Origin of the sequence: Botrimarina hoheduenensis (assembly GCF_007859815.1) — a bacterium.
Taxonomy (GTDB): Bacteria; Planctomycetota; Planctomycetia; order Pirellulales; family Lacipirellulaceae; genus Botrimarina; species Botrimarina hoheduenensis.
On sequence record NZ_SJPH01000005.1, the window covers coordinates 76,325 to 95,625 of the forward strand.

The 19,301-nt window shown below is 61.6% G+C and carries 14 protein-coding genes; 4 read left to right on the top strand and 10 right to left on the bottom strand.

What is annotated here, in order from left to right:
* Window positions 1–84: 84 nt before the first annotated feature.
* The 6 genes from mtnB to Pla111_RS12375 all read right to left on the bottom strand — a co-directional run bounded on the left by mtnB (window position 85) and on the right by Pla111_RS12375 (window position 7,740).
* Window positions 85–762 carry a methylthioribulose 1-phosphate dehydratase gene (mtnB, locus tag Pla111_RS12350; protein ID WP_146574758.1) on the bottom strand — a complete coding sequence of 226 codons (678 nt, stop codon included), beginning with the start codon at window positions 760–762 and terminating at the stop codon, window positions 85–87.
* Between the two features lie 56 nt (window positions 763–818).
* The gene (locus tag Pla111_RS12355) at window positions 819–1,004 is read right to left on the bottom strand and encodes a hypothetical protein (protein WP_146574759.1); all 186 of its coding nucleotides are present in this window, start codon (window positions 1,002–1,004) and stop codon (window positions 819–821) included.
* 25 nt (window positions 1,005–1,029) lie between these two features.
* Window positions 1,030–2,547, bottom strand: a complete 1,518-nt coding sequence (locus Pla111_RS12360) for a purine-cytosine permease family protein (protein ID WP_146574760.1) — start codon at window positions 2,545–2,547, stop codon at window positions 1,030–1,032.
* Window positions 2,548–2,668: 121 nt separating this feature from the next.
* Entirely contained in the window at window positions 2,669–3,928 is a 1,260-nt protein-coding gene (locus Pla111_RS12365) for an L-rhamnose isomerase (protein ID WP_146574761.1), read from the bottom strand.
* Between the two features lie 30 nt (window positions 3,929–3,958).
* Window positions 3,959–5,494, bottom strand: a complete 1,536-nt coding sequence (locus Pla111_RS12370) for a rhamnulokinase (protein ID WP_146574762.1) — start codon at window positions 5,492–5,494, stop codon at window positions 3,959–3,961.
* Window positions 5,495–5,544: 50 nt separating this feature from the next.
* A complete protein-coding gene (locus tag Pla111_RS12375; RefSeq protein WP_146574763.1) occupies window positions 5,545–7,740 on the bottom strand; it encodes a bifunctional rhamnulose-1-phosphate aldolase/short-chain dehydrogenase in 2,196 nt (731 codons plus the stop codon).
* 217 nt (window positions 7,741–7,957) lie between these two features.
* Between Pla111_RS12375 and Pla111_RS12380 the strand changes: the two genes are divergently transcribed.
* Window positions 7,958–8,737 (top strand): DeoR/GlpR family DNA-binding transcription regulator, encoded by a 780-nt coding sequence (locus Pla111_RS12380; protein WP_146574764.1) that lies wholly within the window; start codon window positions 7,958–7,960, stop codon window positions 8,735–8,737.
* A 74-nt stretch (window positions 8,738–8,811) separates the two neighbouring features.
* Here the strand turns inward: Pla111_RS12380 and Pla111_RS12385 are convergent, their stop codons facing one another.
* The 4 genes from Pla111_RS12385 to Pla111_RS12400 form a co-directional block, all read right to left on the bottom strand.
* On the bottom strand, window positions 8,812–10,380 hold the full coding sequence (locus Pla111_RS12385) for a sulfatase (RefSeq protein WP_197524999.1): 1,569 nt from the start codon (window positions 10,378–10,380) through the stop codon (window positions 8,812–8,814).
* Window positions 10,381–10,552: 172 nt separating this feature from the next.
* Window positions 10,553–11,395 carry a hypothetical protein gene (locus Pla111_RS12390; RefSeq protein ID WP_146574766.1) on the bottom strand — a complete coding sequence of 281 codons (843 nt, stop codon included), beginning with the start codon at window positions 11,393–11,395 and terminating at the stop codon, window positions 10,553–10,555.
* A gap of 156 nt (window positions 11,396–11,551) precedes the next feature.
* Window positions 11,552–12,703 carry a PEP-CTERM sorting domain-containing protein gene (locus tag Pla111_RS12395; protein WP_146574767.1) on the bottom strand — a complete coding sequence of 384 codons (1,152 nt, stop codon included), beginning with the start codon at window positions 12,701–12,703 and terminating at the stop codon, window positions 11,552–11,554.
* A gap of 116 nt (window positions 12,704–12,819) precedes the next feature.
* The gene (locus tag Pla111_RS12400) at window positions 12,820–13,788 is read right to left on the bottom strand and encodes a DUF1559 domain-containing protein (protein ID WP_197525000.1); all 969 of its coding nucleotides are present in this window, start codon (window positions 13,786–13,788) and stop codon (window positions 12,820–12,822) included.
* Window positions 13,789–14,593: 805 nt separating this feature from the next.
* On the opposite strand from Pla111_RS12400, the gene Pla111_RS12405 reads away from it, so the two are divergent.
* The 3 genes from Pla111_RS12405 (at window position 14,594) to Pla111_RS12415 (ending at window position 19,168) form a co-directional block, all read left to right on the top strand.
* Window positions 14,594–15,241 carry a sigma-70 family RNA polymerase sigma factor gene (locus tag Pla111_RS12405; protein WP_146574769.1) on the top strand — a complete coding sequence of 216 codons (648 nt, stop codon included), beginning with the start codon at window positions 14,594–14,596 and terminating at the stop codon, window positions 15,239–15,241.
* The gene (locus tag Pla111_RS12410; protein WP_146574770.1) at window positions 15,238–16,683 is read left to right on the top strand and encodes a hypothetical protein; all 1,446 of its coding nucleotides are present in this window, start codon (window positions 15,238–15,240) and stop codon (window positions 16,681–16,683) included. The genes Pla111_RS12405 and Pla111_RS12410 overlap by 4 nt, the downstream gene beginning before the upstream one ends.
* Window positions 16,684–16,792: 109 nt before the next feature.
* On the top strand, window positions 16,793–19,168 hold the full coding sequence (locus Pla111_RS12415) for an alpha-L-rhamnosidase-related protein (RefSeq protein WP_146574771.1): 2,376 nt from the start codon (window positions 16,793–16,795) through the stop codon (window positions 19,166–19,168).
* Window positions 19,169–19,301 lie beyond the last annotated feature (133 nt).

Consider the following 19,301-nt stretch of genomic DNA (forward strand, 5'->3'; position numbering starts at 1 on the left):
AGATGGGGGACGCGGCGGGAGCAACCAGGCTGTGCGGCTGACCAATACCGGTCTTGAAGCGTCCGTTGAGATTCATTCCGAAGCTCAAACCGAGGCCATGAGCCGGCGTCCTTCGCATTCCATCAGGAACTCGAGCGCCTCGATTTGCCGGCGGGCGGCGTCAAGATCGGCCCCCCAAGTGTACAGGCCATGCTTGTGGATGAGAAAGGCGCTAAGCGGGGGAGAACCCTCGCTCTTTTGACCCGCTGTGGCCAACAATCGCTCGAGATCCTGAGCCATCGCCCCGATGTCTTGCGTATTCGGCAAGATCGGCAGAGTGATCGCCGTTTCGTGCGTGGTAACACCCGGCAGGGCCTTGAGCATCTCGTAGCCCGAAATCGTTAGTTGTTGCTGCGATGCGAAGCGGTCCGACAGCAGCGTGCCCCAGACCGAATGGGTATGCAGCACGGCTCCCGCGTCCGCTGCACGGGCCAGAACAACGTGCAGCATGGTTTCGGCGGAAGACTTGGGAGCCCCGTCGGCGACGGCCCGACCCTGATCGTCAATCGTCACGAAGTCGGCCTCGGTGAGGCGGTCTTTGTGCTTACCACTTGCGGTCACGAGCAGCCTGAGCGGCTGGCGATCCAGAGTAACGCTGTAGTTGCTGCTGGTCGCGAGTGACCAACCCCGGGCGTGCAGTTCGGCACCGACCGCCATGAGCCCTCGACGGGCAACGGCCAACGGGGCGGACTCCGATTGCGCAACAGTAGCGGTGGTGCTCATAAGCACGATCGTCCCCTAGACAGGGCAAAGTCGTCAATCCGCTCAGAAAAACCCCGTCACGCTTGCTTGGCATGATCCTTGGCCAGTACCGCCGGTGCCGCGGCGGCGAACCACACGACCGTCGCGATCAGCAGAACCGCCTGGCAGGACAGCAACTCAAGCGATCCCCTCAAATACATCACGGGCGCTACCAGAATCGCGGCTAGCGCGCCCACGCCGATCCAGTTCATCGCCTTCTTCATCGCAAACTCCCAAGAAATTTCCGGATCACGCTGAGACCGATTGCTCACGCCGCTGGAGGGCCCCACTCATGAGCAGGTAGAGCGCTCCGCAAGCCAACCAGCACGGCACAACAGCATACGCAGCGAACAACCCTTGCCAGAAGATGAGGTACAAGCCGACTGCAACCGGTAGTAACCACGCCACGAGCACCGCAACGTTGGCCGCCAGCCCCTGCTGGGCAGCGTACTCTTCCGTCAACCCGAAACGCCGCATCAGGTAGTAGTCCACAAAAATCACGGCACCCATCGGTCCCAACACGGTGCCGTAAGCGCCAACAAAACCCAAGAGCTGTGCCGACAGGTTGGGGAAGATGCCGGCAAGGGTTGCGACGCCGCCTGCCAAGAGCGTCATCGCCACACGAGAACTTCTGGGGAATACGCCCTGAAAAGCGAGGCCGGCGCGATAGATGGTGGGGTTGGCCGTGGTCCAACCGGCGATCACCACGCATAGGATGCCCGCCCACCCTAGAGCGTTGTAGGCGAGCAAGCCGGGATTGGGATCCGAGCCAGCGCCCAATTTAATCTGCGCCGCCAACATCAAACCGGCCGCGATCCAGGCCATGTAGTGCCCTAAGAGCATGCCGATCGCCGGAGCCCAACCGCTGGAAGCGTGTCTTGCGAACCGGAAGATCGAGAGGTCGGCCATGCCGAAGTGCATCGCCCCGTTGCACAGCCAAGCGAACACCACGATCTGCCAGAACGTGAACACCGGCGGCCGGATCGCTTCGCCACTGGCGATCAACTCGTTGCCACGCGCGAGCTGAGCGGGGTCTCCGTCGGTTCCCGTCGCCGCCGTAACCAACGCCTGACCTTCTGAAATGAGCGCCTCTCTTTCTTCGGTGAACTCTTGCCGAACGAAATCGATCCCTTCTGACCAGAACGCACCGTCGCTCAGCTTGGACCAGGTATCGACCTCCATTTGACCCAGCGAAACGATCCCCGCCGCACCAAACACCACGATCATCCACGGTGCCGCAAGGTTAGCGACCCGCGCAACCGTATCGTAGCCGGCTGCCGCTATCAGGCTCATCACCGCCCCGACAACCAGCACCAACACCGTGAACGAGGTCTCGCCCAATCCGAAGATCTCAGGGGGAGCCTTATAAAGAACGCCGAACGGTACGCCGATCGCGCTGGCCGACACCGTGACCATGGCACCGGCCAGAAAACAGAACAGCACTCCGTTCACAACGTTGTAGAGCTTGACAAGCTGACCGCCGGCGATGCGTTCGAGCTGGTAGTAGAGCGTAAGTCGCTTGGCGATCGCGATCGGCACCACCAGATAGCGCCACGTCAGCACCGCCAGCAGGTTGCCCAGCAGCAGTCCCACAATGAGGTCTTGCAGGCTGGCACCGGCACCAAGGAATAGCGGACCGATCATAAACTCGGTGCCCGCGCAGTGCTCACCCGCGTACATCCCCCAAAACTTACCGGGTCCCAGCAGCCGCGCTTCGGGGACGGGCTCGCGTTCAAACTCACCACCGGAAGATTGGTTGTCCGACATCGGCGACTCAATTGCTTGGGTTTGACGGTGCTTGATAAGTTTGACGAGAGAGTTGTCGAGGCTTGTTCGACAAGTTCAAGAAGGGCGGACGGGCTCGTGGGGGGGGGGCGACATCCGTAAATCAGTCGCGTTGCGAGGTGACTTCGTGTTCATACCGCTGCACCTCAACGAGCCAATCGCCATCGCGGGGAACCCCCTTCAGCTCGCAGTAGTGATCCCAAGCCACTCCCAGAGGGAGTGTCTTATGATCTTCCAGCAGCGCTAAACGGGCCGTGTAGTCCCCCGTGGATTCGGCGTTGCGCAGCTCGGTGATCGGTTCGAGTAACGCCGCGAGAAGCGCCTTTTGGGTGGCCCGCACACCGATCGCCCAAGCCGCCACGCGGTGGATTGTCGCGTCGAAAAAGTCGAGACCGATGTGAACCCGCTCGCCGTATCCGCCGCGCACCAACTCACAAGCGATAGCGCGCAGTTCATCCGATAGCGTCACCACATGGTCGCTATCCCAACGCACCCCACGGCTGACATGCAGCAGCACCTCGGGGATCCACTGCAGCACGGCCGAGAGCTTGTCCGAGACCACCTCGGTCGGATGGAAGTGACCGGTGTCTAGGCACAGCAGCTTGCCGCGGCTTGCGGCGTAGCCCAGATAAAACTCATGCGAGCCAACCGTGTAGCTCTCAGCGCCGATGCCGAACAGCTTGCACTCGACCGCGTCAAGCTGGTGAGCGGGGTCAAGCGTCTCGGCGAAGATCGCGTCGAGCGAATCGGCCAACCGCTCGCGAGGACCCTTGCGATCCACGGGCGTGTCCTTCATGCCGTCGGGAACCCACACGTTCGTGATACAGGGCGTGCCCGTGGCCGCCCCCATGGCAGCGGCGATCCTTCGGCACACAATGCCGTGATCAATCCAGAACCGGCGGACCGAGGTGTCGGCGTGCGCGAGCGTCATACCGCTCGCGGCGAGCGGATGAGCAAAGTAACTCGGGTTGAAATCCAAACCGATCCGTTGCGAGCAGGCCCAATCGATCCAGCGGGAAAAATGCTCCGCGGAAAGCCGATCACGGCCGACAGGCTTGGTGCCCGTCTCGGCATAGATCGCGTGCAGGTTAAGCCGATGCTGCCCCGGGATGACACGCAACGCGGCTTCGAGATCGCTCCGCAGCTCGTCGGCATTGCGGGCCCGACCCGGGTAGTTACCGGTCACGGCGAGGCCGCCGCCCAGCTCGCCACCGTCCGATTCAAAACCGCTGACATCGTCTCCCTGCCAGCAATGGATCGAGACCGGAAAGGCGTCCATCGCCGCCACCGCGGCATCCAGATCGACACCCCGTGCGGCGTAGCGTTCACGTGCGTAGTCGAGCACAGCCGATGAAACAGACAAGGAGAATCAAGGGGTTTGAGAAGACGTCGGTTAGGTAGATGTGGGCGCGGCAGCGCCGACGATCAGCTCGTATCGGGAGTGCGCCGCGCGCCACGCTTCGCTCGCAAGCGGTTGCACACGCCTTGACGGGAACGATCGCTCGACGATTGCGCGGATCGCTTGCAGGCTCTCGATCAGGCCAAGACCCTGCGCTTGAACGAGCAGATTGCCGATCGCGGTCGCCTCGCTCGGGCCGAGCATTACCGGCCGACCAATCGCCGCCGCAGTCAACTCGTTGAGCAGCTCATTCTTAACGCCCCCGCCAAAGACCAGCAGCGTTTCGATCCGCGCCGGCGTGAGTGTCTCAATCAAGTCGATCGTCTGGGCGTAGCACAACGCGAGACTTTCCAGACAGCACCGCGCGAGTTGGCCCGCGGATTCCGGCACGGGCTCTCCTGCCGCGCTGGCCAAAGCCCGCAGCTTACGCATCGCGTCGCCGGGTTCGGCCAGCACCGCGGCGTTCGGATCGATCACGGTGCGGAGTGGCTCGGCGGAGCGAGCCAGCTCAGCGAGCTCGGCAAAGCTGTACGTCTCGCCTGCCTGCCGAAGATCGCGCCGCAGTTCCTGCAGCAACCACAGCCCGCCAATGTTGCGTAAGAAGCGCGTCTGGCCGCCAACGCCCCGTTCATTGGTGAACGGCACGGCGAACGCCGCGGGGCTCGTCAGCGGCTTGTCGAGCTCGACTCCCAGCAGAGACCAGGTGCCGCTCGAAAGGTAAGCCCACGTTCCCGGATCGGCATTGAGGGCCGGCGCAGCTGCCACCGCCGACGCGGTGTCGTGCGTCGCGGGTGCCACGATCTGCACCTCTGCGGAGAGATCGAGCAACGCGGCAAGCTCGGGCCGGATCGGGCCCAGCACCGTCCCGGGATCGACCAAGTCAGGGAGCAAGTCCGCTGCCAATCCGAGTGAAGCAAACAGCGCGCGATCCCAATCACCGGTCAAAGGATCAAGCAGATTCGTCGATGAAGCGTTGGTACGCTCACAAGCCAATCGTCCGCCAAGCCAATCGTGCAGCAGATCAGGAAGCAATGCGATCTTGGTACCGGCCGGTGCGGAGGCGAAGAGCGCCGGACTAGACTCGCGCCGCGCGACGAGCTGAAACAGTGTGTTGAAAGGCTGGGGCTGAATGCCGATCCGTTCATAAAGCCCCTCCACGCCACCAGGGTACTCCTTGAGAAAGCGATCGCGCGCCAGCGCATGGCGGGGGTCGCGATAACACCTGGGCAGCCCAAGCAGGTCGCCCCCGGGGGAAACGAGCGCCCAGTCCACGGCCCAGGTATCAACGCCGATGCTCCTGAGCGGAACGCTGGCTTGTCGGGCCGTCGTGGCCCCCTTCCGTACGCCCGTCAGCAACTCGCGCCAGAGCGTCGTCAGGTCCCATACGAGCCCGGCCGGCGTCCACAGCGGTTCGTGCTCAAACCGATGCGCCTCTTCGAGAGTCAGCGTTGCCGGATCGCCACTGAGCACGCCCAGCATGACTCGTCCCGAGCTGGCGCCGAGGTCAATGGCAAGATGGGCGGAAGACATAAAGAGTGGGTAGCAGAGAAGAGAGTGTGGGATCGAGGCGCGAACCCGTCTCAGCGCAGGAAGGCATCGACGAGGCCGCCATCGACACTGATCACCTGACCGGTGGTCTTACTCGAAGCGTCCGACAGCAGGAAGTAGGCCGCTTCAGCCTGGTCGATCGGTGTGATCGGCTGCTTGGTGAGCGTCCGTTCGGCATAAAACTGAGCGAGCTTACTTCTGAGAGATTCGTCTGACTCGGCCTCCTCAAACTCGATCGCGTACTTCGCTAGCGAAGCGATCACTCGGTCGCGCGGGAACATCGTTGAACCTTCGACCACGGTTGCTGGCGCGACGCCGTTGACCCGCACCAAGGGGGCCAACTCAACGGCAAGCTCTCGGACCAGATGGTTGGCAGCGGCCTTGGACGTGTCATAAGCAACGGACCCCTTCTTTGCCACCACGGCGTTGACGCTGGTGGTAAGAACCACCGATCCGACAAGCCCCTGATCGCGAAAGAGCGTCTTCGCTTCGTCCACCACGTTGTAGGCACCATGCACGTTGACCTCAAAGGTCAACCGCCAAGCGTCGTCGCTCAGGTTGCCTTCGCGATCCGGTGCGAGGAAAACGCCGGCTGTCACCAGCAAATGGTCAACACCGCCGTAGGCTAGCGTTGCTGTGCGGAGCAGCGAGCGAATCGACTCGCGATCCGTGATATTCACTCCAACCCCAATCGCCGGACCGCAACCCGAGACGCCCGACCCCGCGACTCCAATCCCCTGGCCGTACTTGGCAATCAGCTCGTCGGCGGTTTGCTGTGCAGCGGCGGCGTTCAGATCAGCACAAACCACATGGGCACCCTCGGCGGCCAGGCGGTGTGCGGCAACGCGGCCGATCCCCGCACCGGCACCGACGACAACCACCACCCTGCGCGCCAGCGCCTTCTCGGCCGGCATCCGCTGGAGTTTCGCTTCTTCCAACAGCCAGTACTCGATATCGAACGCTTCCTGCTGGGGCAGGGCGATGTACTCGTCGATCGCCTCGGCACCGCGCATCACCTCGACCGCACAGTTATAAAACTCGGCGGTCACGCGTGACTCGCTCTTATTCTTGCCCCAAGCGATCATTCCCACACCCGGAATCAGCACGACCGCTGGGTTGGGATTGCGCATCGCGGGCGAATCCACATGCTTGCAGCGCTCGTAGTACTCGGCGTAGTCCTGACGGTACCGCTCTAGCCCTGCTTCGAGCTTTTTCTTGAGCGTCGCGGGGTCTTCCGTGGCCGGATTCCAATCCACATAGAGCGGCTTGATTTTGGTGCGGAGGAAGTGGTCCGGGCAACTCGTACCGAGCTCCGCCAACCGAGGCGCGTCATGCGAGTTGACGAACCGCTGGATAACGGCGTCGGTCTGCACTGTGCCGATTAATCGGTGCCCTTGGTAAGCGACCCGGCCACGCAGCCAAGGCAACAACTCGCCCAACAGGCTGTCGCGCTGCGTGTCACCAAGCGGCACGTACTTTTGGCCGCCAAACGTGTCGGCTCCTTTGTCACGCTGATCGATAAACGCGGCGGCCTTCTCGATCAAGGCCAGCGTTAGTTCGTAGCAGTCTTTGTCGTCATCCGCCCAGTTGATCAGGCCGTGCTGGCCCATTACTAAGCCACGCAGTGAGGGATTGGCTTCGGCTTCGCGCTGCATCTGCATGCCCAGCTCAAAGCCGGGTCTCAACCAAGCAACCCACCCGATCTCGTCTCCGAAAACCTCGCGGGTGAGCTTCTCGCTGTTGCGGCTCGCGGCGATCGCGATCACCGAGTTGGGATGCATATGATCGACATGCCGGGCAGGCAGGAACCCGTGCAGAGGGGTGTCGATCGAACTCGCGCGCGGATTCAGATTGAACGTGCAGTGCGAGAAGTACGCGACCATTGCGTCTTCGGCGGGGGTCTTCGGCCCCCGCTCTGACTGGGCCGCATAAACGCCTTGCAGTGATTCAAGCTTGTCCAGATAGAGCGACGAAAAGTTGTCGCGTTTGGAAGTCCGCAGGTCGCCCCCTGAACCCTTTACCCACAGCACCTCGGTCGACTCGCCCGAGAGCGGATCGGACTCGGCAAGCTTGGACGAGGTATTGCCCCCCCCGGTGTTCGTGATCCGCTGATCGGCTCCCAAGCAGTTCGAGCGATAAACGAGACGCTCGATCGGGTCCAACCCCGCCGCAACTGAGTCGTCCCAATGACGCGTGACGTGCTTGAGTTGTTGTGCCGGCTGTGTCACGTGCAGTGATCCTGGGGCTGAGCCAATAGAGGGCAAGAGCGGAGCGAAAAGGACGCGGTTAAGCCGTCAATCGAAACCGATTGCGGACAATCGAGTCCGTGATAGCTAAGCGGCGGGTCAGTGGCGTCAATGTGGTATTCTGCTTGCTATGCGCTTTTTCTATCGCTAGCATGCTGGTAAGTCAACCGATTCAGATGTTGTTTTATGTGGTTTTATTATGCTCGCCAAGCAACGTCAGTCCCTCATCCTCGACGGACTCGACCGCGACGGAGAGGTAACCGTCGCGGGGTTGGCGAAGCGGCTTGCGGTTACCGACGAGACCATTCGCCGCGACTTGGCGAAGCTCGCCGAGCGCGGTCGCTTGGTTCGTACCCACGGCGGGGCAGTTCGCCCCACCGCGACCGACGAACCGCCGTTTGCGCAGCGGCAGTCGTCGCACGCCTCTGAGAAGCACCGGATCGGGCGTGCCGCAGCGCAGCTAGTTAGTGCCGGAGAAGTCATCGCGATCGACGCCTCGACCACAGGGCTTGAAGTCGCCCGTCAGCTGCCCGAATTTCCGAAAGACTGCCCCGTAACGGTTGTCTCCAACGGTCTCGATGCTGTGCGGTGGCTGGCCGATCGGACCGACGTGAAGGTGGTTTGCACGGGAGGCGAGTTCGACGCCGCGGGAGCCTGCTTTGTCGGCCCACTGGCGGAGGCCTCGCTGCGGCAGTTCGCCTTCCAGAAGGCTTTTGTCTCGTGCGCAGCGCTCGACACCACACGGGGACCGAGCGAAGCATCTCTCTCGCACGCCGCGATCAAAAGGACCTTCCTGGCAATGGCGGACGAAGCCTGGCTGGTCGCCGATAGCAGCAAGTTCGGACACCGCTCCGGCTGCTACTTTGCCGCCTTGAACGATTTCACAGGCCTTGTCACCGATCAGCCTCCTATGCCCGAGGATACGCTCCGCATTAGCGAGGCCGGTCTTACCGTTCACTACGCGATCCCGCCTGCCTGATTCTAAATTCTAAATGCCGAAGAAAACGGCCTCGGCCGGTTGCGGGGCAGTAAGGAACGATCGCTAAGCGGGGCTTACCTTGAAGCAGGCTCGGCGCTGGGTACACCGGCAGCGCGCGGAGCCTCGGGCTGCTTGGCGATCGGCACGGTGCGACCGGTCGGCATCTGAGCATCGAGCCCCTTCCGCCACGAGCGGAGGGCAGTCAGCATCTGCTCGACCCGATTGGCCTCAAGGTGGGCCAGATTGTGCTCCTCACTCGGGTCCGCTTGCAGATCGAACAACTCGAGATCGCTCTCGGCCGGTGTCCCTCCGTACCATTCGATCAGCTTCCAATCGCCGTCGCGCATCACAGCTCCTGGCCGCCCCCCCTGATTGCCATAGTGGGGGTAGTGCCAGAAAGCGGGGCCACGCGACTCCTGCTTACCGTGTAGATTCGCCACAAAGCTTTCGCTGTCGTGGGGGCCGATCTCGGCCGGCGGCAGCTCGGCAAGCTCTTCGATCGTGGTAAAGTAGTCGGTGCCGGTCACAACGCGATCCGAGGTCGTGCCAGCTTCGACACCGGGTGCCCGAACGATGAGCGGCACGCGGATCCCCCCCTCGTACAGCCAGCCTTTACCGGCGCGGAGCGGGGCGTTGGTGGTCGGCCAGCCCTCCGCTTCAGAGATGCCACGATCGCCGGTCGAGAGCCCGCCGTTGTCCGACGTGAAGATGACGATGGTGTTGTCGCGCAAGCCGTAGCGCTCAAGTGCTTCCATCACAACGCCCACGCCTTGATCCATCGCCTCGACCATGGCGGCATAGACGGGTAAGTCCTGTCGCACACGCAGCAGGGAGTCGGGTCCCTCACGCATCGGAGAAACGATTCGCGGAAGCCCCGCGGCCTTTTTCTCGTACTTGCGCAACAGATCGGGACGTGCCTGCAGTGGCACATGCACCGCATAAAATGCTAGGTGAACAAAGAACGGCTCGCGATGATGGTATTCGATAAACCGGGCGGTCTCGGCCGCAAGGCGATCGGTTAGGTACTCACCTGCGGGGCCATCGGTAAGGCGCGGGTTGCCGTGCGGAGAGAAGTACCCCTGACCGGTGAAGGGACCGCCCTGGACCCAGCCCCCCAAATTAAGGTCGAAGCCTTGGTACTCGGGATAGAACGGCTCGCCCCCCAGGTGCCACTTGCCCGCGTGCAGTGTTGCGTAGCCGGCTTCGTGCAGTCGCTCGGCGAGTGTCAGCTCTTCGAGGGGCAATCGGTCTACGTAGGACGCGGGCAGCAGCGGCGTCTCGCGTGACCACTGGTGCGGATGAGCATCGCCGATATGCGCGGTCACCCCCAAACGGGTCGGATTCTTGCCCGTCATGATGGCTGCCCGAGAAGGCGAGCAGACCGGTGCCGAGGCGTAGGCGTCCGTGAAACGCATTCCCTCGCTGGCGAGCTTGTCGAGCGCTGGGGTCTCGTAGAAGGTGCTGCCGTAGCAACCCAAGTCGGACCAACCAAGATCATCAGCGACGATCAGCACGACGTTCCGAGGAGACTCGGCACCAGTGGCAAGCGGGCCGAGCAACAGGCACACGGCAAAGCCCTGCAGCGCGTAGCGGCGGCCCCGAAGCGCGTAGCGGCGAAAGAGTGCTCCGTGGAGAAAGCTCACGGTTGGGGATTCCTGGCTGATGTTGTTTGGAAGGAATCGGGTATTCCACGCCCCGCCAAGCGAGGACAGCTTCTACGATGCGGCTCATAACCGCCGCGTGGGAGCGTTTTCCCACGCGGCGGCCGAACCATCGGTATTCAACCCCTTGCCGGCTAGCGACAAGAAGCCGCGATCAGCGGACGCGACGACGCAGGGTCGCCACTCCCGCAAAAGCGAGGGCCAGCACAGCGCTGGTGGGCTCGGGGATGGTCGCCGTGACCACAAGATTATCGATGCGTGTGCCGGTCTGGTTGCTGTAGATCGACAGGTAACCGCTCGACAAACCATCAAAGACAAACGCCTGCGAGGCGGTCATCGCGCCGATCTGAACGGTCAGCGTGCCCGGCGCGCCGGCTCCGTAACCGCTCGGAGCGTCGACCGTCAGAATGACCGACTGGGTCGATTCGCGGTTGGCGTAGAAGGCGTCAATCGTCTGGGAAACCGCCGCCAAATCGTCACGCAGTTCGAGCGTTCCGTTGGTCGGGTGGGCGTTGGTCTGACGGAACAGGGCCGAAGTGTCGGCACCATTGGCAGCCGTGGTGAACAGGAACGAGTTACCGTTGAAGCCCGGGGTGGTAGCGATCTGATTCGTGTCGTCGAGCCCCAGTGCAACCGCCACAAACCCGTTACCCGTGGTGCGGGTGAAGTCAAACGTTGCCGTGAAGCCGATGGGCGCGAGGGCCGCAAAGTCGGTGTTGATCTGGACAGCACCGTTCTTGATGACGCCCTCGGCACCGTTGACCGTGTTCTGAGCGCCACCGCCGCGGCTGGTGTCCATGGAATAGGTCTGCACGGCGGAGCCGCCCAGTGCGTTGTCGTTGTCGCCCCAGCTCGAGAAGTTCATCGTGTTGGACGGATCGGTGTCAAAACCTTCCGTCCGAGCGAACGAGTCCGAAAACACAACGGTCGCATCGGCGGGCAAGCCAACCGCCAGGGCGGCAAGGAGCGTAAGCGAAGCACAAAGTAGTCGGATCATTAGTCAATACTCCAGGTGAAAAGAGACGGTGCTGAGTGAAAGTGAAGCGGTAGGATGACGGGCCTCTTCGTCTTCCCGTTGAGATTTTTGTTGACGATCAAACCGAGCTGGCCGGAGGCGCGGAACGCGCCGCCGGCAAGCGCTTGGTTGACCGAGTCAGCGACGCCGGCGCGCGCAGGTCGCCAGACCGAGCAGCGAGAGCATCAGGGCGCTGGGCTCGGGCACAGCGACGCCGACACCGAAGCCCCAGTTGCCCAAGAGGGCATTGAGCTCACCGTTATCGACCGGCGTAACGAAGCCGTTAACCCAAGCGGCGGGAACGCTCGGCGAGCCCCAGTTGCCCAAGAGCAGGTTCAGGTCGCCGTTATCAACCTTGCCGTCGCCGTTGAAGTCGCCGGGGTTGTTGGTCTGAACTGTATTCAGCGTTGAGATAACGAGGTTATCGATGCGAACTTCCTGATCCGGATCTTGGCAATCGGGTCCGCAACCCTGGTCCTTGTTCGAGGAGAACCCGATGTAGGCTTCTCCGTCGTTGTCCCAAGTGAAAGCGTAATCGGTTAGAACGTGGCGGGTGACCGGAGATCCCAGAACGCTGGAGGTGACATAGATATTCGCCAGGGCTGACGTACCACCGACTGCAAATCCGGTGGTGGCAATATCAATCCGGAAGCTCTGCTCTTCGTTCGGATCGGTCCCTTGGCCCCAGTCGCCGCTGAACGAGGGCACAAACGCATTGGGGTCGTCGCCCGGACGAAAAATTTCGAGAATTGTCGGAACCCCTCCGCCGTTGATACCGCCAAAGAGGACCCCGAAATCTACGGTATCTTCGACCATCAAGAAGACGCTGTTGTTGTCCCCGACATCGGTCGATTCTGCGCTCGTTTGACCCACTGAGAGTGACATCCAGCCGGCGGAAAGATCTGCGATCGTCGCGTCGAACTCGATGCGGATGCCACCGCCTGCCGTGGTTCTAGAGTCGGCAGCAAAGTCGTGTTGAATCTCGGCCCAGCCGGCACGGAAGCGCGCCAGGTCGCCATCCACATATTGATGGCGATTGCCGGCACGAATATCAGGACCGATTTCGTAGGTCTGCGAAATGTTGCCGCCCAGGGCGTTATCGTTAGCTCCCCATGAAGTAGAAGCGAGCGGGTTGGGAACGCCTTCGTTCTGACCGTTCTCGTCAGGTGTGCCGGCAACTCGACTGAACGAGTCGCTAAAGAGCACGGTTTGTGCGATTGCCGAGCCGTTAGCGAGCAGCAAGCCGATGGCTGCGACTCCGATTGCTAGGGAATGCTTGAGGTACATCATAGGGGGTTCCTGAAGGCAGATGAGGTGGTGTCGAGTGGGGGGGTTATCTCATGTCTTGGTGGCGGGGCGGAACCATCGGCGGGGTGGCTTCGCCTCAGTCGTTTGCGCTGTCTCGTTTAAGGAAAATCTCCGCTAAGTTCTTCGCCATTGCGAGTCGCAGCACCCAGCCAAACTAACTCGTCGATGTCATCGGAAATAAAGTGAACGGAGGAATCACAAAGTAAAACGTTGACTCCCCCCGAGTGACGGCTCCGGCTAGTAAGCGTTCCATTGAGCTCGGCAGCGTTGCTGCAGGGCATCTTCAGCTCGGGCAGATTGACGCACCTGGCCGACTTATCACTCGTCTTGTCCTGGTCGTTGGGTTTCTTCGCGGTCATCAGTTGGTAAGTACCGCTGACTTCGCCGTTCCAGATGCGAGCCCGACGATCCACGCGAATCGGATCGTCCGAGGGCGATTGCTGCATTTCCATCATGGCCAGCGTTTTGGACGTCCCGTCGGTGATCTGTCCAATCCGGGCACCGAAATTCCGATCGAAGGGCGCGCGGTTGCGGTCCTTCTCATTGCTTAAGGCACCCGGTGCCCCAGTTAGACGGATGTCGTCAAATTGGTCAGCGTAGTTAACCGTACCCCAGTTCAATCCATAGTTCCCCTTCGCATCATCGAAGAGAACAGAGCCTACAGAGCCCGCGGCGGTAGAAATCATTTTTTGCGGCTCGTCGCTTGGACACTGCCAAATTCCTATCGGTGAACCCAACTGATCGAGAAGCGCGAGATCCTGGGCATTCCAAGTTTTCTTCAGATCATAGAGCTCGAAACGAACGCCCTCTTCGATGTACGGCATCAAGAAAATCAGAAAGGGATGGTAAATGTCATCCGAGCCGACGCTGGGCGTTTTGTTGTCGTCGATAGAAATACCTGGCGGAAAACTCTTCCGTACGTCGTGATAGTTCATGGTTGCGATCCCTAGCTGCCGCAAATTATTGCGACAGCTGTTTCGCCGGGCCGCCTCGCGCGCGGCTTGCACCGCGGGTAGCAATAGCGCGACAAGTATCCCGATGATCGCGATGACAACGAGCAACTCCACGAGCGTAAAGCCGGGGCGTTCTCTTCTCTCGAACCGTCTGTCCATGGATCGCTGTTTGTTGGAGAAGGCTGCTAATAACACTGTCGCTTTCTGGCTTGCTTCGGGCGATGATCGGCTGGGTGTCGGTACGCTTCGATCGCCTGATTAGCCGGAATTTGACCGCCCCTCAGGCGGCCCTATTTGTCTACGTGAACCGATGTTCCGATCAGCCACACCATCCTGCTCGCTTAGCTGTTGCTGCCTGCTCACGTAGCTGTTGCGGGCTCCGGCCCTCTTGGCAGAACGCTTTGCGCCGGATAGCTCGAATAGCGATCGTGCAAACAACTCAATCTGCCCCGATGAGACCCTCAAGGAGCCCCGTGCCGAGGGGGGTCTACCTGCGGGCCGGGCTCGCGAGCGAAAAGCGGTCGGCTGCCCCTCGCATGCCACGGTGTGGCACACTGACGGGAAGCCTTGGAGAAACTCCTCGCCGCCCCGCCTTCTTACGCGACAACTCGATTTTTCTCCCTTTTCCGCTGTCAGCCACCCCTTTTTTCCGACGTTGCAAGCCGAGATTGCCCTGGCTCGATCGGGCCGGCAAGGATTGCGATCGATTCGCTTGACAAAAGCCGCGTAAGATTGCCTCCCCCCGCGGAGTTAGTAATCAATCGCGCTACCGCTCTGTGCGTCGCTGCAGTAATGGCTTGCAGCCAAGGGCTCTGGCTGGCAGACCAATTCCTTGGGCTGGCAGACAGACACGGGCTGACTGACACGGGCTGACAGACAGAGCGGTGTTCCCTTTTCCTTCGGTGTTTTACGGGTCGGCATGGCGGGCGGCACGCACGACCCTGGCGACGTGGAGGAACGCGGAGCAGAACGCGAGGACAGCGTTACGGATTCAAGCTACCCCGAGGAGTCGAGTTCCTCCGAGCGCGAGGCCGGCAAGCCGCTGCCAATCGATCAGCACGACCAATTCGTCATGCTCGTCATCGATTCTCAGCAACGCTTGTTCGCCTATACGCTTTCGCTGGTCCTCGACCGAGAGCGTGCCCGTGACATTGTTCAACAAACGAATCTTGTGCTGCTGGAGAAAGAAGCGGATTTCCGCCACGGAACCGACTTCTTCGCTTGGGCCGCACGTGTTGCCTACTACGAGGTGCTTGCCGACCGCCGACGCCGCTATCGGGATCGCCACCTTTTTAGCGACGACTTGCTCGCGATGATCGCCGAGGAGTCGTCCAAAATAGCGGGTGCCCTGGAAGACCGAGCCGAAGCACTCCAACTCTGCCTGCGAAAGCTGAGCGGCGAACACCGCGACCTACTACTGCAGCGTTACCGCCCCGGTGGTAGCGTTGCCGCGATTGCCGAGTCCATGGGGAAGACCCCCGGCGCGATCTCAGCAGTCCTCCATCGGCTTCGTGCCGGACTGGTGGACTGCGTGGAGCGTCGCTTACGAGAACTCTCGCGACCATGACCAAGCCTGTGCCCACTGACTCTGGCGACTCGTTGAAGCGTGGAGCCGAAGAACCCGCGACCGCGCTACCGACATCGGGGCCTGCCAGCGGCGAACTCGCCGCCCGCGCTCGGCTGCGCCAGCTGCTGTCGATCGCCATCGACCAGGGCTTGGAAGACCAAGCCGGCGACGAGATCAGCACACTTCTGGAGAAGCACCCCGCGCTCATCGCGGATTACGCAGCGTACTTGGCTACCGAATCGCTCATCGAGAGCTCGTGCGGTCTGACGATCCTCGACGACTCGGGCGAAACGATCGCTACCGCCGATACGCGGCACAGCCTCGCCATCGCAACAACCTCATCACCGAATAGCTCCCGAGTTTCGACGCGGCGGCATCCTTTGGGTATCTCGCTGTGGGGGCGTCTCGCCCAAGAAAGTATGGCCCACGCGGGCTGGCTTGTTGCGGCGTCGCTGCTGATTGCGTTTGGAGGGGCTTTGGCATGGTGGACCACGCCCCCGATCGCGACGCTCGTCGCGGCTCGTGACGCTCAATTTCTTGGCAATGCCAACCCCACCCCCGGTCAGACGCTGGGCGAAGACTGGATCGATCTGGAAAGCGGCTCAATCCGTCTCGCGATGCGCGGCGGGGTGATGGCTTCGATTGACGGCCCCGCACGCTTCCGCCCCAATGGCAACAACTCCGCTGACCTCGACTACGGTGCGGTCAGCGTCCACATTCCCCCCGCCGGGCACGGCTTTGAACTGATCGGTAAAAATGCCCGTATCATCGACCTGGGCACGGGGTTCCGCGTGGTTTCTGCCGCGAATGGCGTCATGTCGGTCCACGTGACCGAGGGATTCGTCAACCTGGTCGCCGCCGCGAGCAAACCGGTGCAACTGCATGCCGGCGAGCTGATGGGCGTCGATGCCGACGGGGTCGCTTCCGATAGGGTTCTCCGCCCCAAGACCGCGGGTCGCTTCCGCTTCATCGACGAGCATCCCGAGTCGCTCGGCATCGATCATTTCGCGCGCGATAACTCGGCTGCGGTCTTCCTTGAAGCGCACGAGGTGCGATTGCCTTACGACCTGCGTTTAGACCTGTCGAGCGTTGGCGCGCATTCGACGCATAGCGGCGAGGGATCCGTGGCGGCTGAGGGAACGATCGTTCACAGCTACCTGATCCACTCGGCACCCACCTCAGAACGGCACGAAGTGCGCGGTTCGGTTCGTTTTCCCGGCAAGATTATTGGCGTGCTGTGCGAGAGCGATCGTTTGAACGCCACGAACGACGTGCTCGGCGCGAAGTGGACGCTCGGCTGTCAGCACCCCGAGCGCGGCTCAGAGAGCCATCCCGATCCGAACTTCGATCGGATCACGATTAGTCCCGACCGGCATGAGATTTCCGCTTTTTTCCGCACCATGTCGATCGATCAGCTGCGGGTACTGGTAACAGCCGACTAGAGTGCTGTTTAGCTAGCCGTCGCGTCTTTTTCGCGGCAAAGGTCGGTGATTCTTAAAGCCGCTGACGCGACACGCCCCGTGCGACACGCACAAATCGACGATGGCCCGCATGTTTCGATTGTCTCAACTCCCGCGGGCGCTGTGCATCGCTTTCTTGCTCGTGGCTTTCAAGAGCCATGCCGCGGAGGGTCCGTGGCAGGCCAACTGGATTGCTCCCACGGGGGAATCAGAAACCAACAGCTGGTGGTGCTTTCAGAAAACGATCGAACTGCCTGCCGCAGACGCCGCCTCTCCGGCGCACGCGCGTATCGCGTGCGACTCCAAATACTGGCTGTGGATCAACGGTGAGCTGCGCGTTTTTGAAGGACAGCTAAAGCGGGGCCCGACACCGCGTGACACGTACTACGACCATGTCGATCTGACCGGCGCGTTTCGAGCCGGTAAGAACACCCTCGCCGTGCTGGTTTGGCACTTCGGCAAAGAAGGGATGTCTCACAAGAGTTCGGGGCAGGTAGGGCTGCTGTTCGACGGAGCGATTGGTGCCAAGACCCTTCTGAGCGACAAAAGCTGGCGAGCCCGCCGCCATCCGGCCTACCTATCAACCGGTGAACCCCATCCCAATTGGCGTTTGCCCGAGTCGAACATCGGCTTCGACGCCCGGCTCGAGCTCGCCAACTGGCAGACGGCCCCCACTGAAGGAGATTCCAAGTGGGTTGCGGCTTCCGAAATGGGGCCGCCTCCGGCTGCACCTTGGAACAAATTGATCCCACGCGGCGTGCCGCTGCTGCGCTTCAGTACGCTGCAAGAGTATGAGAACGCCGCCGATCTGCCCCGGATCTCGGACGGGAAACCGATCGTGGCCAGGCTCCCTTACAACGCGCAGGTGACCCCCTCCTTGGAGATCGAGGCTCCCGCCGGGCTGACGATCGATCTGCGTACTGACAACTACCGAGGAGGTAGCGAGAACAGCGTTCGGGGCGAGTACACCACCCGAGAAGGCAAGCAAGCTTACGAGTCGCTCGGATGGATGAACGGCCATGCGGTCGTTTACTCGATTCCCCCCGGCGTCAAGATTCATGCCCTGCGCTATCGCGAGAGCGGATTTGATACGCAGCTAACGGGTTCATTCCGCTGCAACGTGCCGGCGCTCAACACGCTTTGGAAAAAAGCGCAACGCACGCTCTATCTTGAGATGCGCGACAACTTTGCCGACTGTCCCGATCGCGAGCGCGCACAATGGTGGGGCGATGTGACCCTCGAACTTCAGCAAGCGTTTTACGCCCTCGACCCTCAATGCGCGACCCTCGCACGCAAGGCGATCCTGGAACTCGTCGGCTGGCAGCGACCGACCGGAGTTTTGCACGCCCCCGTCCCTGCAGGTAATTACGACTCCGAACTGCCGATGCAGATGCTTGCCTCGGTCGGTAGGCAAGGCTTCTGGGAGTATTACCGCCACACCGGCGACCGCGACACCATGGTCGCGGTCTACCCGGCTGTCAAAAGCTACCTAGCGCTCTGGCAACTCGGCGACGACGGCTTGGTCGTTCAGCGCCAGGGAGACTGGACCTGGGGCGACTGGGGCACGAACAAAGATCTCCCGCTGCTCTACAATGCTTGGTACTACCTCGCGCTCGAGGGGCAGCGCAACATGGCCCAACTCTGTGGCGACTCGGCCGCCCTGCCCAGGATCGACGAGCGGCGGGCGCGTCTTAAGTCGGCGTTCAACAAGACCTTTTGGACCGGCACGGCCTACAAGTCGCCACGGCATGAGGGGCCGTTCGACGATCGGGGCAATGCCCTGGCAGTCGTGGCGGGTCTCGCCCCCCCCGAGCACACCGAAGCGCTCGCCGAAGTGCTGAGCACCAACCAGCACGCCAGTCCCTACATGGAAAAGTACGTGCTCGAGGCGCTCTTGCGTTTGGGCCATGTCGATAGCGCGTTGCTGCGAATGGAGGAGCGTTACCGCCCGATGATCGATAGCCCCGTCACAACGCTCTGGGAAGGCTGGGGGGTGGGCGAAGCGGGCTATGGCGGTGGCAGCTATAACCACGCCTGGGGCGGCGGTCCTTTAACGCTGCTGTCACAGTACGTAGCGGGCATCGATCCGCTCGAGCCTGGCTACGGCCGGATCCGGATCGCTCCGAGTCTGGGCCCACTTCGCGAGTTGGAGTGCGTTGTCGATTCGCCCCGCGGAAAGATCCGAGTCGATGTGGCCCAGGATCAAAGCGAGTTTCGGCTATCGCTTCAAACGCCCGCCGGTGTTGTTTCAGAGGTAGTCATCCCCTGGTGCCCTGGTGCTTTGCTAGAGGCCGACAATCAGGTAGTCGATATCCCTTCGCTGAGACAAGGCGGAGAAAGTCGGCTTTCGTCTCAGGAGAGCAAGATTGTAGGCGGCACGATCACAAGCGTCGGAGTCGATTCGCTGTCGCTCTCGCTCGGCGCAGGTGCTCACCATTTGCGGGTGAAGAAACCTCCAAAACGTTAGCCGGCAAGGAACTTTTGGCACAATCCTTGCGATTTTCCAGCGGCTCGGGGCCTGGAGACAGCGTCGGGGGAGCTTGATAAGATCGTCGCCATCGCGCGATGCGTAGCCCGCACCGTTTCGTGCAAATCGAGGA

Coding starts and splice junctions, on each gene's coding strand:
- Pla111_RS12405 (WP_146574769.1), top strand. CDS start 14,594: ATGGCGGGCGGCACGCACGACCCTGGCGACGTGGAGGAACGCGGAGCA.
- Pla111_RS12395 (WP_146574767.1), bottom strand. CDS start 12,703: ATGATGTACCTCAAGCATTCCCTAGCAATCGGAGTCGCAGCCATCGGC.
- mtnB (WP_146574758.1), bottom strand. CDS start 762: ATGAGCACCACCGCTACTGTTGCGCAATCGGAGTCCGCCCCGTTGGCC.
- Pla111_RS12410 (WP_146574770.1), top strand. CDS start 15,238: ATGACCAAGCCTGTGCCCACTGACTCTGGCGACTCGTTGAAGCGTGGA.
- Pla111_RS12355 (WP_146574759.1), bottom strand. CDS start 1,004: ATGAAGAAGGCGATGAACTGGATCGGCGTGGGCGCGCTAGCCGCGATT.
- Pla111_RS12390 (WP_146574766.1), bottom strand. CDS start 11,395: ATGATCCGACTACTTTGTGCTTCGCTTACGCTCCTTGCCGCCCTGGCG.
- Pla111_RS12415 (WP_146574771.1), top strand. CDS start 16,793: ATGTTTCGATTGTCTCAACTCCCGCGGGCGCTGTGCATCGCTTTCTTG.
- Pla111_RS12360 (WP_146574760.1), bottom strand. CDS start 2,547: ATGTCGGACAACCAATCTTCCGGTGGTGAGTTTGAACGCGAGCCCGTC.
- Pla111_RS12370 (WP_146574762.1), bottom strand. CDS start 5,494: ATGTCTTCCGCCCATCTTGCCATTGACCTCGGCGCCAGCTCGGGACGA.
- Pla111_RS12380 (WP_146574764.1), top strand. CDS start 7,958: ATGCTCGCCAAGCAACGTCAGTCCCTCATCCTCGACGGACTCGACCGC.